This window comes from Mesorhizobium sp. M0030 (genome assembly GCF_040323695.1).
GTDB lineage: Bacteria > Pseudomonadota > Alphaproteobacteria > Rhizobiales > Rhizobiaceae > Mesorhizobium.
In genome coordinates this window covers 54225-68863 of record NZ_JAMYVE010000002.1, presented here as the reverse complement: position 1 = coordinate 68863, position 14639 = coordinate 54225, and the positions used below count along the sequence as shown (strand labels likewise).

Here is a 14639-nt window from a genome sequence, read left to right as displayed (position 1 = left end):
AGTTTTGTAATGTTGGGCGGTCGCACAAATCGCTTGGTTGCGCTCGCCTGCTGCCCTATGGTGTACACAACTCAGCACAAGGCTTTCACAATGACAGCAAGCACCACCATGACCATTCGAGTCTCGTCCGAGACCAAGCTGAAGCTGGAGCAGATCGCTACCGATACCAGGCGTAGTAAATCGTTCCTCGCCGCCGAGGCGGTCTCAGCCTATGTCGATCGCGAGCTGGATATCATCGAAGGCATAAAACGTGGCATGGCCGACGCAGAGGCTGGCCGTGTCGTGCCCCACGACGACGCCATGGCGGAGCTCGACGCGGTGATCGAAGCAGCGAAAGCCAGGCGCGCAGGCAAGGCGTGAAGCGGTTCGTCACCTGGTCGCGAGAAGCGCTGGACGATCTCACGCAGCAAGTTGCCTTTATCGCTCAGGACAATCCTGCCGCCGCCCGACGCCTCGCGGACCGTATCCGTGAAATGGGCCGGGGCCTTGGTGATATGGCGACGGGCCGACCTGGCCGGGTAACAGGCACTTATGAGAAGCCCATCGGCCGCCTGCCCTACATCATTGCCTATGAATTGCGCCTGATCGCCGGCCGTCAGAGCATTGTTATCCTGCGCGCCATCCACACGTCGCGGGACTGGCCTTTGGAGGAATGGCCGAGCTAGTCGCTCAGCATCTTGTCCAGCGCCGCCTGTTCCTCGGCGCTCAGCGCCTTGGTTGCCAACGAGCGGCGGGAGCGTGTGGTCAGCACAATGAAAATGCCGCCGACTAGAAGCAGAAGCACCGGCGTGCCCCAAAGCAAGGCGTTGCGCGGGCTGAAGCGCGGCTTCAACAGCACGAACTCGCCGTAGCGCGACACGATATAGTCCATCACCTGCTGGTCGGTATCGCCGGCAACCAGGCGCTGGCGCACCAGGATGCGCAGGTCGCGGGCGAGGTCTGCATCGGATTCGTCGATGGACTGGTTCTGGCAGACCATGCAGCGCAGGCCTTCCGACAGGAGCCGCGCCCTCGCCTCGAGCGCCGGATCGGTGAGAACCTCGTCCGGTTTCACCGCTTGCGCGGCGCCGGCAAACAGCAGCGCCAGAAGCAGGGTGAGCGAGGCCAACGAGAACCTGGTGCTCACGGCGCGCCTGCCGACGGCATGGAGGCTGCCTGCTTGCGGCGGCGCGAGGGTGCGCCAACCCGCAGGCGACGGTCGAGCAGCGACATTGCGGCTCCCGCCATCATCACCAGAGCTCCGCCCCAGATCAGCGTCACCAGCGGCTTCCACCACAGGCGCACCACGACGGATCCATCGGTGCCTTCATCGCCCAGCGACAGATAGAGCTGGTTGAAGCCGATCGTCTCGATGCCGGATTCGGTCGTCGTCGTCTGCCGCACCGGAAAGAAGCGCTTGGCCGAGGTGATTTCGGCTGAAACGCCGCCATCGGCGCCGATCAGGGAAAAGCGGCCGCGCTGCTCGCTGTAGTTCGGACCCTGCGCCGGGAAGAGGCCGTCGAAACGCAGCGTGTGGCCGGAGAGTTCGACGCTCTCGCCGGCATGCATCGACAGTATCCTTTCGGTGCCGAAGCACAGCGTGCCGACAATGCCGAGCGTCGTCAGCCCGAGGCCGAGATGGGCAAGTGCAGTGCCGAACACCGAACGCGGCAGGCCGGCGAAACGGCGCAGCATGATGGCGTGCGACACATTGCCAAAGCCGGACTTGACGGCGAGGTCGGTGAGCGCGCCGCAGACCAGCCAGCAGGCGAGGCCGACACCAAGGGCGGCGAACACCGACGCGCCGTCGATGAACAGCCCGGTGACCAGCATCGCCAGGAGAGCGGCGCCGAAAGCCGCCATCAAGCGCTGGGCGACGGCATAGAGGTCACCGCGCTTCCAGGCGAGCAATGGTCCGAAAGGAACCACGACCAGCAGCGGCACCATCAGCGGGCCGAATGTCAGGTTGAAGAAGGGGGCGCCGACTGAGATCTTGCCGGCCGAAAGCGCTTCGACCGCCAGCGGATAGAGCGTGCCGACCAGCACGGTGGCCGTGGCCGTGGTCAGGAACAGATTGTTGAGGACGAGTGCGCCTTCGCGCGAGATCGGGTGGAACAGGCCGCCGGCCGTCAGCCGCGAGGCGCGCAGCGCAAACAGGGCCAGCGAGCCGCCGATGAACAGCGTCAAAATGCACAGGATGAAGATGCCGCGGGTCGGATCGGTGGCGAAAGCATGCACCGAGGTCAGCACGCCGGAGCGCACCAGGAAGGTGCCGAGCAGCGACAGCGAGAAGGTGAGGATGGCAAGCAGCAGCGTCCAGATCTTGAGCGCCGAACGCTTCTCCATGACGATCGCCGAATGCAGAAGAGCCGTGCCGGCCAGCCACGGCATAAAGGAGGCGTTTTCGACCGGATCCCAGAACCAGAAGCCGCCCCAGCCGAGCTCGTAGTAGGCCCAGTAGGAGCCCATCGCGATGCCGCCGGTGAGGAACATCCAGGCGACCAGCGTCCACGGCCGCACCCAGCGCGCCCAGGAGGCATCGATGCGGCCTTCGATGAGGGCGGCGACCGAGAAGGAAAAGCAGATAGAGAACCCGACATAGCCGAGATAGAGCAGCGGCGGATGGATGGCGAGGCCAAGATCCTGCAGGACCGGGTTGAGATCGCGGCCCTCGATCGGCGCCGGATTGAGCCGGGTGAACGGATTGGATGTCGCCAGGATGAACAGGAAGAAGGTGGCGCCGATCGCCCCCTGCACGGCCAGCACATTGGCGCGCAGCGTCGCCGGAAGGTTGGAGCCGAAGACAGCGACCAGCGCACCGAAGAAGGTCAGGATCAGCACCCAGAGCAGCATCGAGCCTTCGTGATTGCCCCAGGTTCCGGTGATCTTGTAGATCAGCGGCTGCAGCGAATGCGAGTTTTCCCACACGCTCGCCACCGAGAAATCGGAACTTGCATAGGCGCCGGCGAGTGCTGCGAACGATAGCGCCGTGAGCGCGAAGCCTGTGACCGTGACGGGACCGCCGACAGCCATCAGCCTCTGGTTGCCGGTACGGGCGCCGATCAGCGGCACCAGCGTCTGCACCAGCGACAGCACAAAGGCGAGGACGAGCGCGAAGTGTCCGGTCTCAACCATTACTGGCTCTTGCTCTCTTGCCACACGCCCTTGGCCTTCAGCCCGTCAGCGACTTCCTTGGGCATGTAGCGCTCGTCATGCTTGGCCAGCACGCTGTCGGCGACGAAAACGCCGTCGGCGCCAAAGCTGCCTTCGGTGATGACGCCCTGCTCCTCGCGGAACAGATCGGGCAGGATGCCGGTATAGCTGACCTTGACCGATTTGTGCGTGTCGGTGACCGAGAACGCAACCGTCGCGCCCTGCCCGCGCACGACCGTGCCCTTTTCGACGAGGCCGCCGAGCCTGATGCGCTGTCCCGGCTGCAAGCTGGCGGTGGTCAGATCGGCGGGCATATAGAAATAGGAGGCCTTCTGGCCCAACGCATAGAAGGTCAGCCCGGTGGCGGCGCCGAGGAAGGCAAGACCTCCGACAATCACCGACAATCGCTTCTGCTTGCGCGTCATGTCCTACTCCGTCGCCGTCAGGCCGAGCGAGGCGGCAAAGGCGGTGAATTTCTTCGCTTCCTCACTGTCGGCGCCAAACACGGCAATACCGCGATGCAGCGCGTCCCGCGCCTGGTCGGCCTTGCCCAGCACAACATAGGAACGAATGAGCCGCATCCATCCTTCCGTGTCGCGCGGATTTTGCCGCAATTTTTCGTCGAGGCCGGCGACCATGGTTTCGATCATGGCCTGCCTGTCCCGCGGCGCCATCGACGAGGCGGCATCGACGGCTGCGGCGTCGGGGCCTTTGGCGGGCTCTCCTGACGCGACGCTGCGGTTGGCGGCCTCGGCCAGTGCCTGTTGGACAGCTCCGCGCCATGGCGAATCCTGCGGCAGGGAATCGAGCATTTTCTGCCAAGCCGTGGTTGCCTCGGGTATGCGGCTTTCCTGGGCCAGCGCCATCGCCAAATAGAACGAGGCTTTCGCGTTTGCCGGGTCGAGTTTTAGCGCCTGTTCGAAAGCGGATTGCGCATCGGCCGAAACGATGCCGCCGGCCGCATTGGCAATCGCTTCGCCGAGACCGGCCTCGCGGGCAGCCGTGTCGCCATCGAGGCGGATGGCATTGCGATAGGCGGTCACGGCATCGGGAAAGCGCTGCAGGCGCAGATAGATCGGGGCGAGCACGTCCCAGCCGCGTCCATCGCCAGGGTTGGCGGCAAGATGGGCCTCGGCGCGCGCCACCAACTCGTCGACCGAACTATCGGCCGGATTCTTGGCCAGCCGTTCGGCAAGCGGCTGCGACGGCAGATCCGGCGAGCCGAGCTGGCTGTACAGGCCCCAGCTGAGCAGCGGGACCATCAGCACCGCTGATGTCGCCACCAGCCTGGCCGCCTTTGACGGCTGCTGAAGCGTCGCGGCATCGGCCTGGCCGGCATTTCCCAGCCGAAGGATGCGGCGGGCGATTTCGGCGCGCGCCTCCTCGGCTTCCGCCGGCTGGATCAGGCCGCGCGCGGCGTCACGCTCGAGCTCGGCCAATTGATCGCGATAGACTTCGAGGTCATGGTCGCTGCTGGTCGGAGCGTCCGTGCCGCCGCCGGTCAGCGGCAGCAGCACCGCCAGGCTTGCGCCCAGCGTGAGGAGTGCGGCTATGACCCAGAACAGCATGGTTCTTCCAATAGAGCGAGAGCCCTGCTCTCACAACATGAGGTCGCTGCGACGCTTTGACGGGATTCCGACCCCGGCCCAATGTTCAGGTCAGCGGCGTCCAGCTGCCGTCGGCGTTGCGGCATGCGGTGCCCCGCGCGGTCTGGCCGCCCGTGCCGGTAAACACTGTATGGGTGTACTGGCGGCAATCCTGCGAGCCGACGCGGTAGGGCTGGGCCGCGACGACTTCGCCGGAATGGGCCGAACTGTCGCCCTTCCAGGTCACCTTCTGGCCGCTCGCGGTATATTCGAGCGCCTTGTACTCCGCCTCGAGCGCCTTGCGCTTCTCGGTGCTGGTCAGGCCGCTGCCGATCGACCCGCCGACGAGCCCGCCAGCCATGGCCGAGATGATCGTCGTCGCGACCTTGGCACCCGAGGGAGGTGACGCGGGCGGATTGGTGATGGAAATATCCGGGCCACTGCCCTTGCCCAACGTTCCGCAGCCGGAAAGAGCGAGCAGTGCGGAAACGAGCGCAACGCGAATCTTCATGCCAACAACCGGTTTTCTTGAACGGGATGCGCTGGGTGCCGCGTCATCGGGGATGTCTGCTGGCCATAGTATTGATATTTGTCGGAAATTTGGCCGTTTGCCGACCGCCCAGGGAACAATCGACAGGCCGCCATAACACAGGCCCCCAACCATGTCGATTGGTCATCAAACATCATTGGAGGCTCCGCAAGCGCACCACCGCCTTCAGTCCACCCATGGCGGAGCGGTCCAGCGCCAGCGCACCGCCATACTCATTGACGAGGTCGGCAACGATGGCAAGTCCGAGCCCGGTTCCCGGCTTTGTCTCGTCGAGGCGCCGGCCGCGTTTCAAGACATCGCGGGCCTTGTCCTCGGGGATGCCGGGACCGTCATCCTCGATCGATAGCTCGAACAGGCCGGCTGCGGCCGGCGTGACGGATACGGCAACAGTGCTCTTCGCCCATTTCATCGCATTGTCGAGAAGGTTGCCGAGCAGTTCCTCCAGATCCTCGCGCTCGCCGGCGAAGACGATGTCGGCCGCCGGCAACACAAGCGACAGGCTGACATCAGGCTTGAGTTTTTGCAGCACGCGCACCATGCGCTGCACCAGCGGCGTCACCGGCGTGCGGTAGACGACGCTGTCGCGCTGCGCCGCGACCCGTGCCCGCTGCAGGTAGTGGTCGACCTGTTTCTGCATCGACGCCGCCTGGTCGGCGATGAGCTGGCCCTTGGCGCCGCCGAGAGCCCGGCCCTCATTGATCAGCACGGCGAGCGGCGTCTTCAGCGAATGGGCAAGGTTGCCGACCTGCGTACGCGAGCGCTCGACGATGCGCTTGTTGTTTTCGATCAGCGCATTGGTCTCGTTGGCGAGCGGCTCGATCTCGGCGGGAAACCGGCCATCGAGCCGTTGCGCCGTGCCTTCGCGCACCTGGGCAAGCGCGTTGCGAACCCGGCGCAAGGGCTGGAGGCCGAGCAGGATAGCAATCGCATTGATGGCGATCATGCCGACGCCGAACAGGCTGAGATAGGTCAGCAATCGGCCCTGGAAGGTGGCGATCTCCTGTTCGAGCTCGGTCTTGTTGCCCATCACGCGGAAGCGCGCGGCGCGGTTCTTGGCGTCGAGCACGAATTCGCTCTCGAACACTTCGAGCTGCTCGTCGCCGATACCGTCGGTGGAGTAGCTGCGCTGGAAGCTCGAATTGAACGGCACCTCGGCGACGGTCGGCGACGGGATCGTCGTGGTCATCGAGGACGAATGAAGGTTGCCGTGCACACCTTCGGAAGCCGGCTCCACCGACCAGTACCAGCCCGAATTCGGCTCCGAGAAGCGCAGGTCGCCAAGGTCGGGAGCACCGGTGAGCTGGCCGGATTCGGAAACGCCGACCGAGCCGATCAGATTGAACAGATGCGCCGACAGCAGGCTGTCGAAGCCGCGCTCGCTGGCCTGGCGGTAGAGCGTGGTGATCAGAGTGAAGATGACGATCAGGGTGAGGATCGCCCAGATCGTGGAAAAGCCGATGACGCGGAAGGCCAGCGAGCGCGGCCAGAGCCGCGCCGAAAAAGGCTTCCTTGCTGGTATGGGGAGCGGTTCCGCCTTACGCCTCCGGCTCACGCATGCGATAGCCCATGCCGCGCACGGTTTCGATCATGTCGATGCCCATCTTCTTGCGCAGCCGGCCGACAAAGACCTCGATCGTGTTGGAATCGCGGTCGAAATCCTGGTCGTAAAGATGCTCGACCAGCTCGGTGCGCGACACCACCTCGCCCATATGGTGCATCAGATAGGCCAGCAGGCGGAACTCATGCGAGGTCAGCTTCAGCGGCACGCCGTTGACATCGGCCTTGGAGGCCTTGGTGTCGAGGCGCAGCGGCCCGCAAGTGAGCTCGGACGAGGCATGGCCGGCGGCGCGGCGGATCAGCGCCCTCACCCTGGCCAGCACCTCCTCGATGTGGAACGGCTTGGTGACATAGTCGTCGGCGCCGGCATCGATGCCCGACACCTTGTCGCTCCAGCGGTCGCGCGCTGTCAGGATCAGCACCGGCATCTTGCGGCCGTTGCGGCGCCAGCGCTCGACGACGCTGATGCCGTCCATCTGCGGCAGGCCGATGTCGAGCACGACGGCATCGTAGGGCTCGGTGTCGCCGAGGAAATGCCCCTCCTCGCCGTCATAGGAGCGGTCGACGACATAGCCGGCATCGACCAGCGCGTCGGCCAGCTGCCGGTTGAGATCCTTGTCATCTTCTACGACGAGTACGCGCATGATCGGTCAGGCCTGTTGATGGGTCAGATATAGGCCGATTCCGGTGGTCTGGGAAACGAGCCCTGCAAGAGGGAAGATTGGATCAGTTCGCCGGGACGACGATCTCGGAACGGCGCGGACGCTGGCCGTCCTTGCCCGGCACAAGCACGACGATGACGCAGACCTCCTGGCCGCCACGCGTCGTCTGCGAAGCCTTGGCCAGCGTGCCGCCATTCTGCTCGGCAACCTGCTGGCCGATCGCGTAGCAATCCGCCGCGGCTGCCGGCGTCGCTTGCGACGCCAACAGGCCGGCCGCTGTGAGCGCCAGTATCGCGGTTCTGACATGAGAGCGAAGCGTTTTCATGGTCGGCGTTGTAACGCAACTGTGCTGAACGTGAAATGAACGGTGAACGGGTGAAAATCCATCCCCGCAATACCCCCTGCGCGCGCAACGAATGAATGCGATCCTACCGCCCAGTCCCTCAGACCGGGCAATGGATTCATAACCGGAAAACCGGCTGCGCGGCTATGGTTTTTGCGCGCAGGTTCTCAATTCGCAGCCAGATTGGGAACAGGTCAAGGCGAGACCATTCTGAAGGGCCGCCCTAAATAGCGCGGGAAACGCCAAATCATCGGAGGGCGCCATGACGGATAAAGACCTTGCCGACCTTTACCGGGGCTATATCGCTTGCCTGAATGCCCAGGACTGGGCGAAACTTGGAGACTTTGTCGGCGACGAGGTGCAGCACAATGGCGAAATGCTCGGCCTGTCGGGTTATCGCCGTATGCTCGAAGGCGATTTCGAGGCGATTCCCGACCTCCGCTTCAACATCGAACTGCTGGTCTGCCAGCCGCCGCGCGTGGCCGCGCGCCTGCATTTCGACTGTCATCCCAAGGGCGTGCTGTTCGGCCTGCCGGTGAACGGCAAGCGCGTGTCGTTCGCTGAGAATGTTTTCTACGAATTCGGAGAGGGTCGCATCCGCGAGGTGTGGTCAGTCATCGACAAGGCCGAGATCCAGGCGCAAATCTAGGTTGCTTCAATCAGTTTGCTCGGTGAGGGCGCGTATCCGCAGCACCCCGTGGTAGAGCGCCAGGTCCTCGTCATAGCGGGCCTCGGCGAACTCCAAGGACAGGCGGGTCTGGTCGCGCGAGCCGGTGGCGAAAGCGGCGCCGTCAAGGCGCGCCCGGATGCTGTCCATGATCAGACGCGTCTCGGCCTCGCCTTGCGCCTTCGACCAGACATGCAGCGTGATGAGCTGGTCGTCATCATTGTCGGCGCCGGTGTCCAGATCGAATGCGCTGGTCCTGCCATAGGTCACATAAGGGAAGGCGGCACTGTCGGCCGCCTGCTCGCGCAACCCGGCGCCGCCGAGCAGCGCCGTCAGCGAGGCATCGCTCTTCAATCTCATGAACAAGGCTTGCAGCAAATCGCCGGGCGCCGTCATCGTCGTCTCCGTTCGCCTGTCACGCTTTGAACAACCTCAGTTTCGCGCGCAACCTAACCGCGTTGCACGGATTTCGCCAGATGACGATCCGCCTGATGGAAGGCGGCGAATCGGGCGGCATGGCCCTTTCACGGACCGGGTTCTATTTGGCATGCGGGGAGTTTCAAGAAGGGTGTTATGAGGAGCCCTGTTTTCTCCGGCAATTCGAGGTCATTTCATGCGAACGCCACCGCTGCTGCCGGCTTTTGGAAAGCTCGGCGTCAAGCCCCCGGTCGCGATTGCGGCAGCACCCGCCCTGTCGAAGAGCACCGTGGCCCTGCGCATGCGCGAGATACTTTCAATGCATGGCCTGGCCTTAAAGCTGTCGGTGGTGGCCTGGACAATCCTGATCCTGGCGGCGGCATTTTTCATGTCAAAGGCCTGATGCCGATATGACAAACCGCTACGCGTTGCGCATGGACGAGCCCGAGAGCTGGACTATCTTCGACATCTTCACCGGCCAGCCTGTCGAGCTTAAGCAACAGGTAATGGTGGCCATGAATTTGCGCGATGCGGAAGCGATGGCCGACCGCCTGAACAGCCGGGACGTCAAGCGGCGGGCAAAAGCCGACCGCAAGTCCTGACGCACGCTGATCTCAGCCGCTCTGATGCAAGACGAACGCGCGCTAGCCGAAATCCGCGGCTGTGAGCACATAAATGCTCTTGCGGGTGCGGGCGTAGGCCTTGCTGGCAATGTCATGGATGGAGCTGGACGCGGTGTCGAAGGCCGCCAGATAGGTGGCTTCCGCGGTCGCCGTCCCTGATGGCGCCTTCGAGAGGGCATCGGCGGCGACAGAGAAGGAAATCTGGAACATGCCGTCATGGCCGACAAAGCGGATGCGCTTGCCGGCCTCGTCATAGAAGCGGCTTGGATTGGGGAATGTCAGGCTCATGACGTGCCCCCCTTCGGCGCGGCGGCGGCTTTCTTGACGGTAGCCCGCTTCTTCTTCGGTGTCGGGTTCAAGGCTTCCGCGACGCGGTCGGCCTCTTCCTTGGCCAGGCGCAATTCCCTGAGCCTTGCCGTCTTGATCTCCCTGGCCCTCGCTTCGGACATGTAGTCGGAGGTTGCCTTGTTGCGCTCGGCCGTCTTCTTCTGCTTGTCCATGAAGCGGGCTTCAGCTTTTTCCATGATGCTCTGATTGCCTTCGGCCATCGCATAAATCTCCTCGTGCCTGAAATTGTGAAATCGAACTTACAATATAAATAGTCGCTTTGGCCTCGAAATTCAATTTTTCGAAATATCTAGGCGCCTCGCGACGTTTCGAACCCGGCAGACATCATAATACGTTTTAATATTTAATTTTGGCCACGAATAATTTTTGGCACTCCTATCTATCGAGTGCCAACACGCCTATAAGAACGGCGCGGTCGCCTATGCCGGCCCCAGAAAGAAGTTCTCATGAAGTTTCGGCCACTCCACGACCGCGTCGTCATCCGGCGCGCCGAAGGCGATGTCAAATCCAAGGGTGGCATCATCATTCCCGACAATGCCAAGGAAAAGCCGCAGGAAGGCGAAGTCATCGCCGTTGGGCCGGGCGCACGCGACGAAAACGGCGCGCTTGTTCCGCTCGAAGTCAAGGCCGGCGACTTCATCCTGTTCGGCAAATGGTCGGGCACCGAGGTCAAGATCGACGGCGAGGACCTGCTGATCATGAAGGAAGCCGACATTATGGGCGTCATCGACAAGAGCGAGACGGCCGCTATCGGCAAGAGCGGGACGGTCGTCACCGAGAAAAGCGTCAAAGCCAAGAAGGCCGCCTGACCGGCCTGGCTTTGCCAGGCTCCGGCGAGCCGCTTGCTTCACCACACCAACGGGATTGAAAAAAATGTCTGCCAAGGAAATCAAATTCGCCACCGACGCGCGCGACCGCATGCTGCGCGGCGTCGAGATCCTCACCAATGCGGTGAAGGTCACGCTCGGCCCCAAGGGCCGCAACGTCATCATCGACAAGGCCTATGGCGCGCCGCGCATCACCAAGGACGGTGTGACGGTGGCCAAGGAAATCGAGCTTGCCGACAAGTTCGAGAACATGGGCGCGCAGATGGTGCGCGAAGTGGCTTCGAAGACCAACGACCTCGCCGGTGACGGCACCACCACCGCCACGGTGCTGGCCGCATCGATCCTGCGCGAAGGCGCCAAGCTGGTTGCCGCCGGCATGAACCCGATGGACCTCAAGCGTGGCATCGACCAGGCTGTCGCCGCCGTGGTCAAGGACATCAAGGCGAAGGCCAAGAAGGTCAAGTCGTCGGCCGAGATCGCGCAGGTCGGCACCATCGCCGCCAATGGCGATGCCAGCGTCGGCGCCATGATCGCCAAGGCGATGGACAAGGTCGGCAATGACGGCGTCATCACCGTCGAGGAGGCCAAGACCGCCGACACCGAACTCGACGTCGTCGAAGGCATGCAGTTCGACCGCGGCTATCTCAGCCCCTATTTCGTCACCAATGCCGACAAGATGCGCGTCGAGCTGGAAGAGCCTTACGTGCTCATCCACGAGAAGAAGCTCGGCAATCTGCAGGCGATGCTGCCGATCCTCGAGGCGGTGGTGCAGAGCGGCAGGCCGCTGCTGATCATCTCGGAAGACGTCGAAGGCGAAGCACTGGCGACGCTGGTCGTCAACAAGCTGCGCGGCGGCCTCAAGGTCGCGGCCGTCAAGGCGCCGGGCTTCGGCGATCGCCGCAAGGCGATGCTGGAAGACATCGCCGTGCTGACATCGGGCCAGATGATTTCCGAGGATCTCGGCATCAAGCTCGAAAACGTCACCATCGAGATGCTTGGCCGCGCCAAGCGCGTACTGATCGAGAAGGACACCACCACGATCATCGACGGCGCCGGCACCAAGGCGACCATCCAGGCGCGCATCGCGCAGATCAAGGGCCAGATCGAGGAGACCACGTCCGACTATGACAAGGAGAAGCTGCAGGAGCGGCTGGCCAAGCTCGCCGGCGGCGTTGCCGTCATCCGCGTCGGCGGCGTCACCGAGTCTGAAGTGAAGGAAAAGAAGGACCGCATCGACGACGCGCTGAATGCGACGCGCGCGGCGGTGGAAGAAGGCATCGTGCCCGGCGGTGGCGTGGCGCTTCTGCGCGCAAGATCGGCTCTGGCCGGCCTGACCGGCGCCAATGACGATGTGACCGCCGGCATTTCGATCGTGCTCAGGGCACTTGAAGCGCCGATCCGCCAGATCGCCGAGAATTCCGGCGTCGAAGGCTCGATCGTCGTCGGCAGGCTGTCCGACAGCAAGGACCACAATCAGGGCTTTGATGCCCAGAACGAGGTCTATGTCGACATGATCAAGGCGGGCATCGTCGATCCGGCGAAAGTGGTGCGCACCGCACTGCAGGATGCCGGCTCGATTGCAGCGCTTCTGATCACCGCCGAAGCGATGATCACCGACGTTCCGGCCAAGGATGCGGCGCCTGCGGGCGGCGGTGGCGGCATGGGCGGCTACTGACCATCGCCCGAAAATTGCCCCTGAGAATCTGGGCGGGCATAAATCAGAACAGGCTGCCGGGGACATTTCCCCGGCGAGCCAGGAATTTCCGTCAGTCAGTCAAGACCAGTCAGCAACGACAGGGAGATCGACAGATGATCACATTCGCCCCGAAGCCAAACGCTGTATCCGCGACCAAGCCGGCGGAGGAGAGCCGCTTCGATCGCATCCGCCGGATTGCCGCCGACAAGCACAGACAGACCGATGCCGGCATGATCCGCCGCGAGCCGCCGAAGCCCGGCGACAAGCGGCCGATGTGACGGCTGCCAACCCTCACGACACCGGCAACGCTCCGCCCTCTTCGGTGCGGCGGGCAATGAACTCGTCGAGCACATCGGATGTGGCAAGGGCCGACGCCGGCGGCTGGAAGTCGGCCAGCGTCCGCTTCCAGATGCCGGTGGCGCGCTCGGTGGCCGACTTCGAACCGGACTGCGTCCAGCTGCCGAAATTCGACCAGTCGGCGACCAGCGGCTCGTAGAAGGCGGTGCGGTAGCGCGTCATGGTGTGGCCGGCGGAGAAGAAATGCCCGCCCGGCTGGACTTCGGCGATCGCCTCGAAGCCGATCGAATCCTTGTCGCCGGGGGTCGTAGCACAGAGTTCGGCAACCGTCTGCAATGCCTCGATATCGGTGATCAGCTTCTCGTAGGAGACGCTGAGGCCACCCTCCAGCCAGCCCGCGGCATGGATGCAGACGGTGGCGCCGGCAAGCACCGAGCCCCACAGCGCGAACTGCGTCTCGTGCGCCGCCTGCACATCGGAAATGTTGGCCGCACTGCCGCCGCCGGACCGCCAAGGCAGGCCGGTGAAGCGGGCCAACTGACCGGCGCCCAGCGTCGCCTTGACGTGCTCGGGCGTGCCGAAGGCCGGTGCGCCGGACTTCATGTCCACATTGGAGGAGAAGGATCCGTAAACCACCGGTGCGCCCGGCCGCACCATCTGCGCCAGCGCGAGACCAGCCAGCGCCTCGGCATGCTGCAGCGTCAATGCGCCGGCGACGGTGATCGGCGCCATGGCGCCGGCCAGGCAGAAGGGCGTGATGATGGACACCTGGCCGGCCTTGGCGAAGTCGATGATGCCTTGCGCCATCGGGATATCGAGCTGGCGCGGCGAATTGGTGTTAATGACGGTATAGCAATGGACGCCGGCCAGGAACTCGTCCTGCGAGAGGCCGCGCGCCAACCGGATCATCTCGAACCCGTCCTCGACCTGCGGCGTGCCACGGGCGAAGACGAAGGGAAACTTGTCCGACAGGGTCAGCTGCGCACGGTTGACGGCATAGTGGCGCAAACGGTTGTCGACATCCTGAGGCTCGATCCAGGGGCCGAGCATATGCAGCACGTCGAAATTCTGAACAAGCTTGGTCAGTTCTTCGAAAGCGGCGAGCGTGCCCGGACGCCGTCCGCGTTCGAGATCGGTGACGTTGGGCGCCCCGGCTCCGGCGAGGAATGTCATCGAGCCGAGCTCCAGCATGAGATCGCGGCTACGGTTGCCCGCCAGCGCCCGGATGGATTTCGGCACCGAGGCCAGTGCGGCGGTGACAATATCGCGGCCGATGCGCACCATCTGGCTGTCCTCATCGACCAGCGCACCGGCTTTGGCGTAGATCGCCCGTGCCTCCGGCGGCAGCACCTTGATGCCGAGCTCTTCCAGCACGCGCAACGCCGTGCCGTGGATGGCCGCGACCTGGTCGTCCGAAAACACCGGCTGCGGCAGGAACGGGTTCTTGAGCGAGCGATAGTTCGGGTGGCGGCTTGGCCCGCTGCCGGCCTCACCGGTGTGCCCGCGCCGGCGCTCGCGCCTGGTCTCCCTTATGATGTCATCGACCATGGCCAAAACTCCTCATTGCCGCATCGCCTGCCCTCGGGGTCGTATGGGAAGGCCGGAATAATTCGCGCCGGCCGCTCGACGCCGACAATGTGCACCGAAAGCGCGGTCCCCTCCCCGGCGAATTCGTCGCCCAGCAACGTCAGCGCGACGCTTTTGCCTATTGTGTAGCCATAGCCGGCTGAGGCGACGAAGCCGACGCGCCGGCCCTTGTGCTAGACTGGCTCGAAGCCACTGGCGTCGGCATCGACGGCGTCGACCTCCAGCGTCACGATCCGGGCGGCGCTCAACAAACCGTGCGGTGTGGCCTGGCTGCCCTTGTGAGCCGGGCTGAAATGGATGAATAGTCTTGGCCGGGTATGCCCGCCCTGAAATTGCCCGCTTGCGGT

The 14639-nt window shown here is 63.8% G+C and carries 20 protein-coding genes and 1 pseudogene; 8 read left to right on the top strand and 13 right to left on the bottom strand.

What is annotated here, in order from left to right; all coding sequences use genetic code 11:
* Positions 1-90: 90 nt before the first annotated feature.
* The gene (locus NKJ80_RS04155) at positions 91-360 is read left to right on the top strand and encodes a CopG family ribbon-helix-helix protein (protein ID WP_023684527.1); all 270 of its coding nucleotides are present in this window, start codon (positions 91-93) and stop codon (positions 358-360) included.
* A complete protein-coding gene (locus tag NKJ80_RS04150; RefSeq protein ID WP_023670182.1) occupies positions 357-665 on the top strand; it encodes a type II toxin-antitoxin system RelE/ParE family toxin in 309 nt (102 codons plus the stop codon). The genes NKJ80_RS04155 and NKJ80_RS04150 overlap by 4 nt, the downstream gene beginning before the upstream one ends.
* Here NKJ80_RS04150 and NKJ80_RS04145 read toward each other — a convergent pair.
* From NKJ80_RS04145 to NKJ80_RS04110, 8 genes are all read right to left on the bottom strand, one after another.
* Positions 662-1126 (bottom strand): cytochrome c-type biogenesis protein, encoded by a 465-nt coding sequence (locus NKJ80_RS04145; protein ID WP_023670181.1) that lies wholly within the window; start codon positions 1124-1126, stop codon positions 662-664. The genes NKJ80_RS04150 and NKJ80_RS04145 overlap by 4 nt on opposite strands.
* The gene (locus NKJ80_RS04140; protein ID WP_023684529.1) at positions 1123-3114 is read right to left on the bottom strand and encodes a heme lyase CcmF/NrfE family subunit; all 1992 of its coding nucleotides are present in this window, start codon (positions 3112-3114) and stop codon (positions 1123-1125) included. The genes NKJ80_RS04145 and NKJ80_RS04140 overlap by 4 nt, the downstream gene beginning before the upstream one ends.
* The gene (gene ccmE / locus NKJ80_RS04135) at positions 3114-3557 is read right to left on the bottom strand and encodes a cytochrome c maturation protein CcmE (RefSeq protein ID WP_023670179.1); all 444 of its coding nucleotides are present in this window, start codon (positions 3555-3557) and stop codon (positions 3114-3116) included. The genes NKJ80_RS04140 and ccmE overlap by 1 nt, the downstream gene beginning before the upstream one ends.
* Before the next feature lie 3 nt (positions 3558-3560).
* Positions 3561-4700 carry a c-type cytochrome biogenesis protein CcmI gene (ccmI, locus tag NKJ80_RS04130; protein WP_352497124.1) on the bottom strand — a complete coding sequence of 380 codons (1140 nt, stop codon included), beginning with the start codon at positions 4698-4700 and terminating at the stop codon, positions 3561-3563.
* A gap of 85 nt (positions 4701-4785) precedes the next feature.
* Positions 4786-5229 carry an RT0821/Lpp0805 family surface protein gene (locus tag NKJ80_RS04125; RefSeq protein ID WP_023670177.1) on the bottom strand — a complete coding sequence of 148 codons (444 nt, stop codon included), beginning with the start codon at positions 5227-5229 and terminating at the stop codon, positions 4786-4788.
* A 172-nt stretch (positions 5230-5401) separates the two neighbouring features.
* The gene (locus NKJ80_RS04120; RefSeq protein ID WP_352497123.1) at positions 5402-6820 is read right to left on the bottom strand and encodes an ATP-binding protein; all 1419 of its coding nucleotides are present in this window, start codon (positions 6818-6820) and stop codon (positions 5402-5404) included.
* Positions 6804-7469 (bottom strand): response regulator transcription factor, encoded by a 666-nt coding sequence (locus tag NKJ80_RS04115; protein ID WP_023670175.1) that lies wholly within the window; start codon positions 7467-7469, stop codon positions 6804-6806. The genes NKJ80_RS04120 and NKJ80_RS04115 overlap by 17 nt, the downstream gene beginning before the upstream one ends.
* A gap of 82 nt (positions 7470-7551) precedes the next feature.
* Complete coding sequence (locus NKJ80_RS04110) at positions 7552-7812, bottom strand: hypothetical protein (protein ID WP_023670174.1); 261 nt, start codon at positions 7810-7812, stop codon at positions 7552-7554.
* Positions 7813-8092: 280 nt separating this feature from the next.
* On the opposite strand from NKJ80_RS04110, the gene NKJ80_RS04105 reads away from it, so the two are divergent.
* Positions 8093-8479, top strand: a complete 387-nt coding sequence (locus NKJ80_RS04105; RefSeq protein WP_023684533.1) for an ester cyclase — start codon at positions 8093-8095, stop codon at positions 8477-8479.
* 6 nt (positions 8480-8485) lie between these two features.
* Here NKJ80_RS04105 and NKJ80_RS04100 read toward each other — a convergent pair whose 3' ends face one another.
* On the bottom strand, positions 8486-8893 hold the full coding sequence (locus NKJ80_RS04100; protein WP_352497122.1) for a DUF3168 domain-containing protein: 408 nt from the start codon (positions 8891-8893) through the stop codon (positions 8486-8488).
* A gap of 217 nt (positions 8894-9110) precedes the next feature.
* On the opposite strand from NKJ80_RS04100, the gene NKJ80_RS04095 reads away from it, so the two are divergent.
* Positions 9111-9317 carry a hypothetical protein gene (locus tag NKJ80_RS04095; protein WP_352497121.1) on the top strand — a complete coding sequence of 69 codons (207 nt, stop codon included), beginning with the start codon at positions 9111-9113 and terminating at the stop codon, positions 9315-9317.
* Between the two features lie 7 nt (positions 9318-9324).
* The gene (locus NKJ80_RS04090) at positions 9325-9516 is read left to right on the top strand and encodes a hypothetical protein (RefSeq protein ID WP_023684535.1); all 192 of its coding nucleotides are present in this window, start codon (positions 9325-9327) and stop codon (positions 9514-9516) included.
* Between the two features lie 42 nt (positions 9517-9558).
* On the opposite strand, the gene NKJ80_RS04085 is transcribed toward NKJ80_RS04090, so the two are convergent.
* Together NKJ80_RS04085 and NKJ80_RS04080 are read right to left on the bottom strand one after the other, a co-directional pair.
* Positions 9559-9825: a DUF1488 family protein gene (locus NKJ80_RS04085; protein WP_023670170.1), complete on the bottom strand. Its 267-nt coding sequence runs from the start codon at positions 9823-9825 to the stop codon at positions 9559-9561.
* Complete coding sequence (locus tag NKJ80_RS04080; RefSeq protein WP_023670169.1) at positions 9822-10085, bottom strand: hypothetical protein; 264 nt, start codon at positions 10083-10085, stop codon at positions 9822-9824. Before NKJ80_RS04080 ends, NKJ80_RS04085 begins: the two co-directional genes overlap by 4 nt.
* A gap of 246 nt (positions 10086-10331) precedes the next feature.
* Between NKJ80_RS04080 and NKJ80_RS04075 the strand changes: the two genes are divergently transcribed.
* The 3 genes from NKJ80_RS04075 to NKJ80_RS04065 all read left to right on the top strand — a co-directional run bounded on the left by NKJ80_RS04075 (position 10332) and on the right by NKJ80_RS04065 (position 12686).
* Entirely contained in the window at positions 10332-10694 is a 363-nt protein-coding gene (locus tag NKJ80_RS04075) for a co-chaperone GroES (protein WP_023684536.1), read from the top strand.
* Between the two features lie 64 nt (positions 10695-10758).
* Positions 10759-12387 carry a chaperonin GroEL gene (gene groL / locus NKJ80_RS04070; RefSeq protein WP_023684537.1) on the top strand — a complete coding sequence of 543 codons (1629 nt, stop codon included), beginning with the start codon at positions 10759-10761 and terminating at the stop codon, positions 12385-12387.
* A 134-nt stretch (positions 12388-12521) separates the two neighbouring features.
* Positions 12522-12686, top strand: coding sequence for a hypothetical protein (locus NKJ80_RS04065; protein ID WP_023692806.1), 165 nt, complete (start codon positions 12522-12524; stop codon positions 12684-12686).
* Positions 12687-12699: 13 nt separating this feature from the next.
* On the opposite strand, the gene NKJ80_RS04060 is transcribed toward NKJ80_RS04065, so the two are convergent.
* Positions 12700-14253 carry a trimethylamine methyltransferase family protein gene (locus NKJ80_RS04060; protein WP_352497120.1) on the bottom strand — a complete coding sequence of 518 codons (1554 nt, stop codon included), beginning with the start codon at positions 14251-14253 and terminating at the stop codon, positions 12700-12702.
* A pseudogene (locus NKJ80_RS04055) lies at positions 14235-14450 on the bottom strand (glycine cleavage T C-terminal barrel domain-containing protein); the annotation flags it as partial. The pseudogene NKJ80_RS04055 and the gene NKJ80_RS04060, both read right to left, overlap by 19 nt.
* Between the last annotated feature and the right edge of the window lie 189 nt (positions 14451-14639).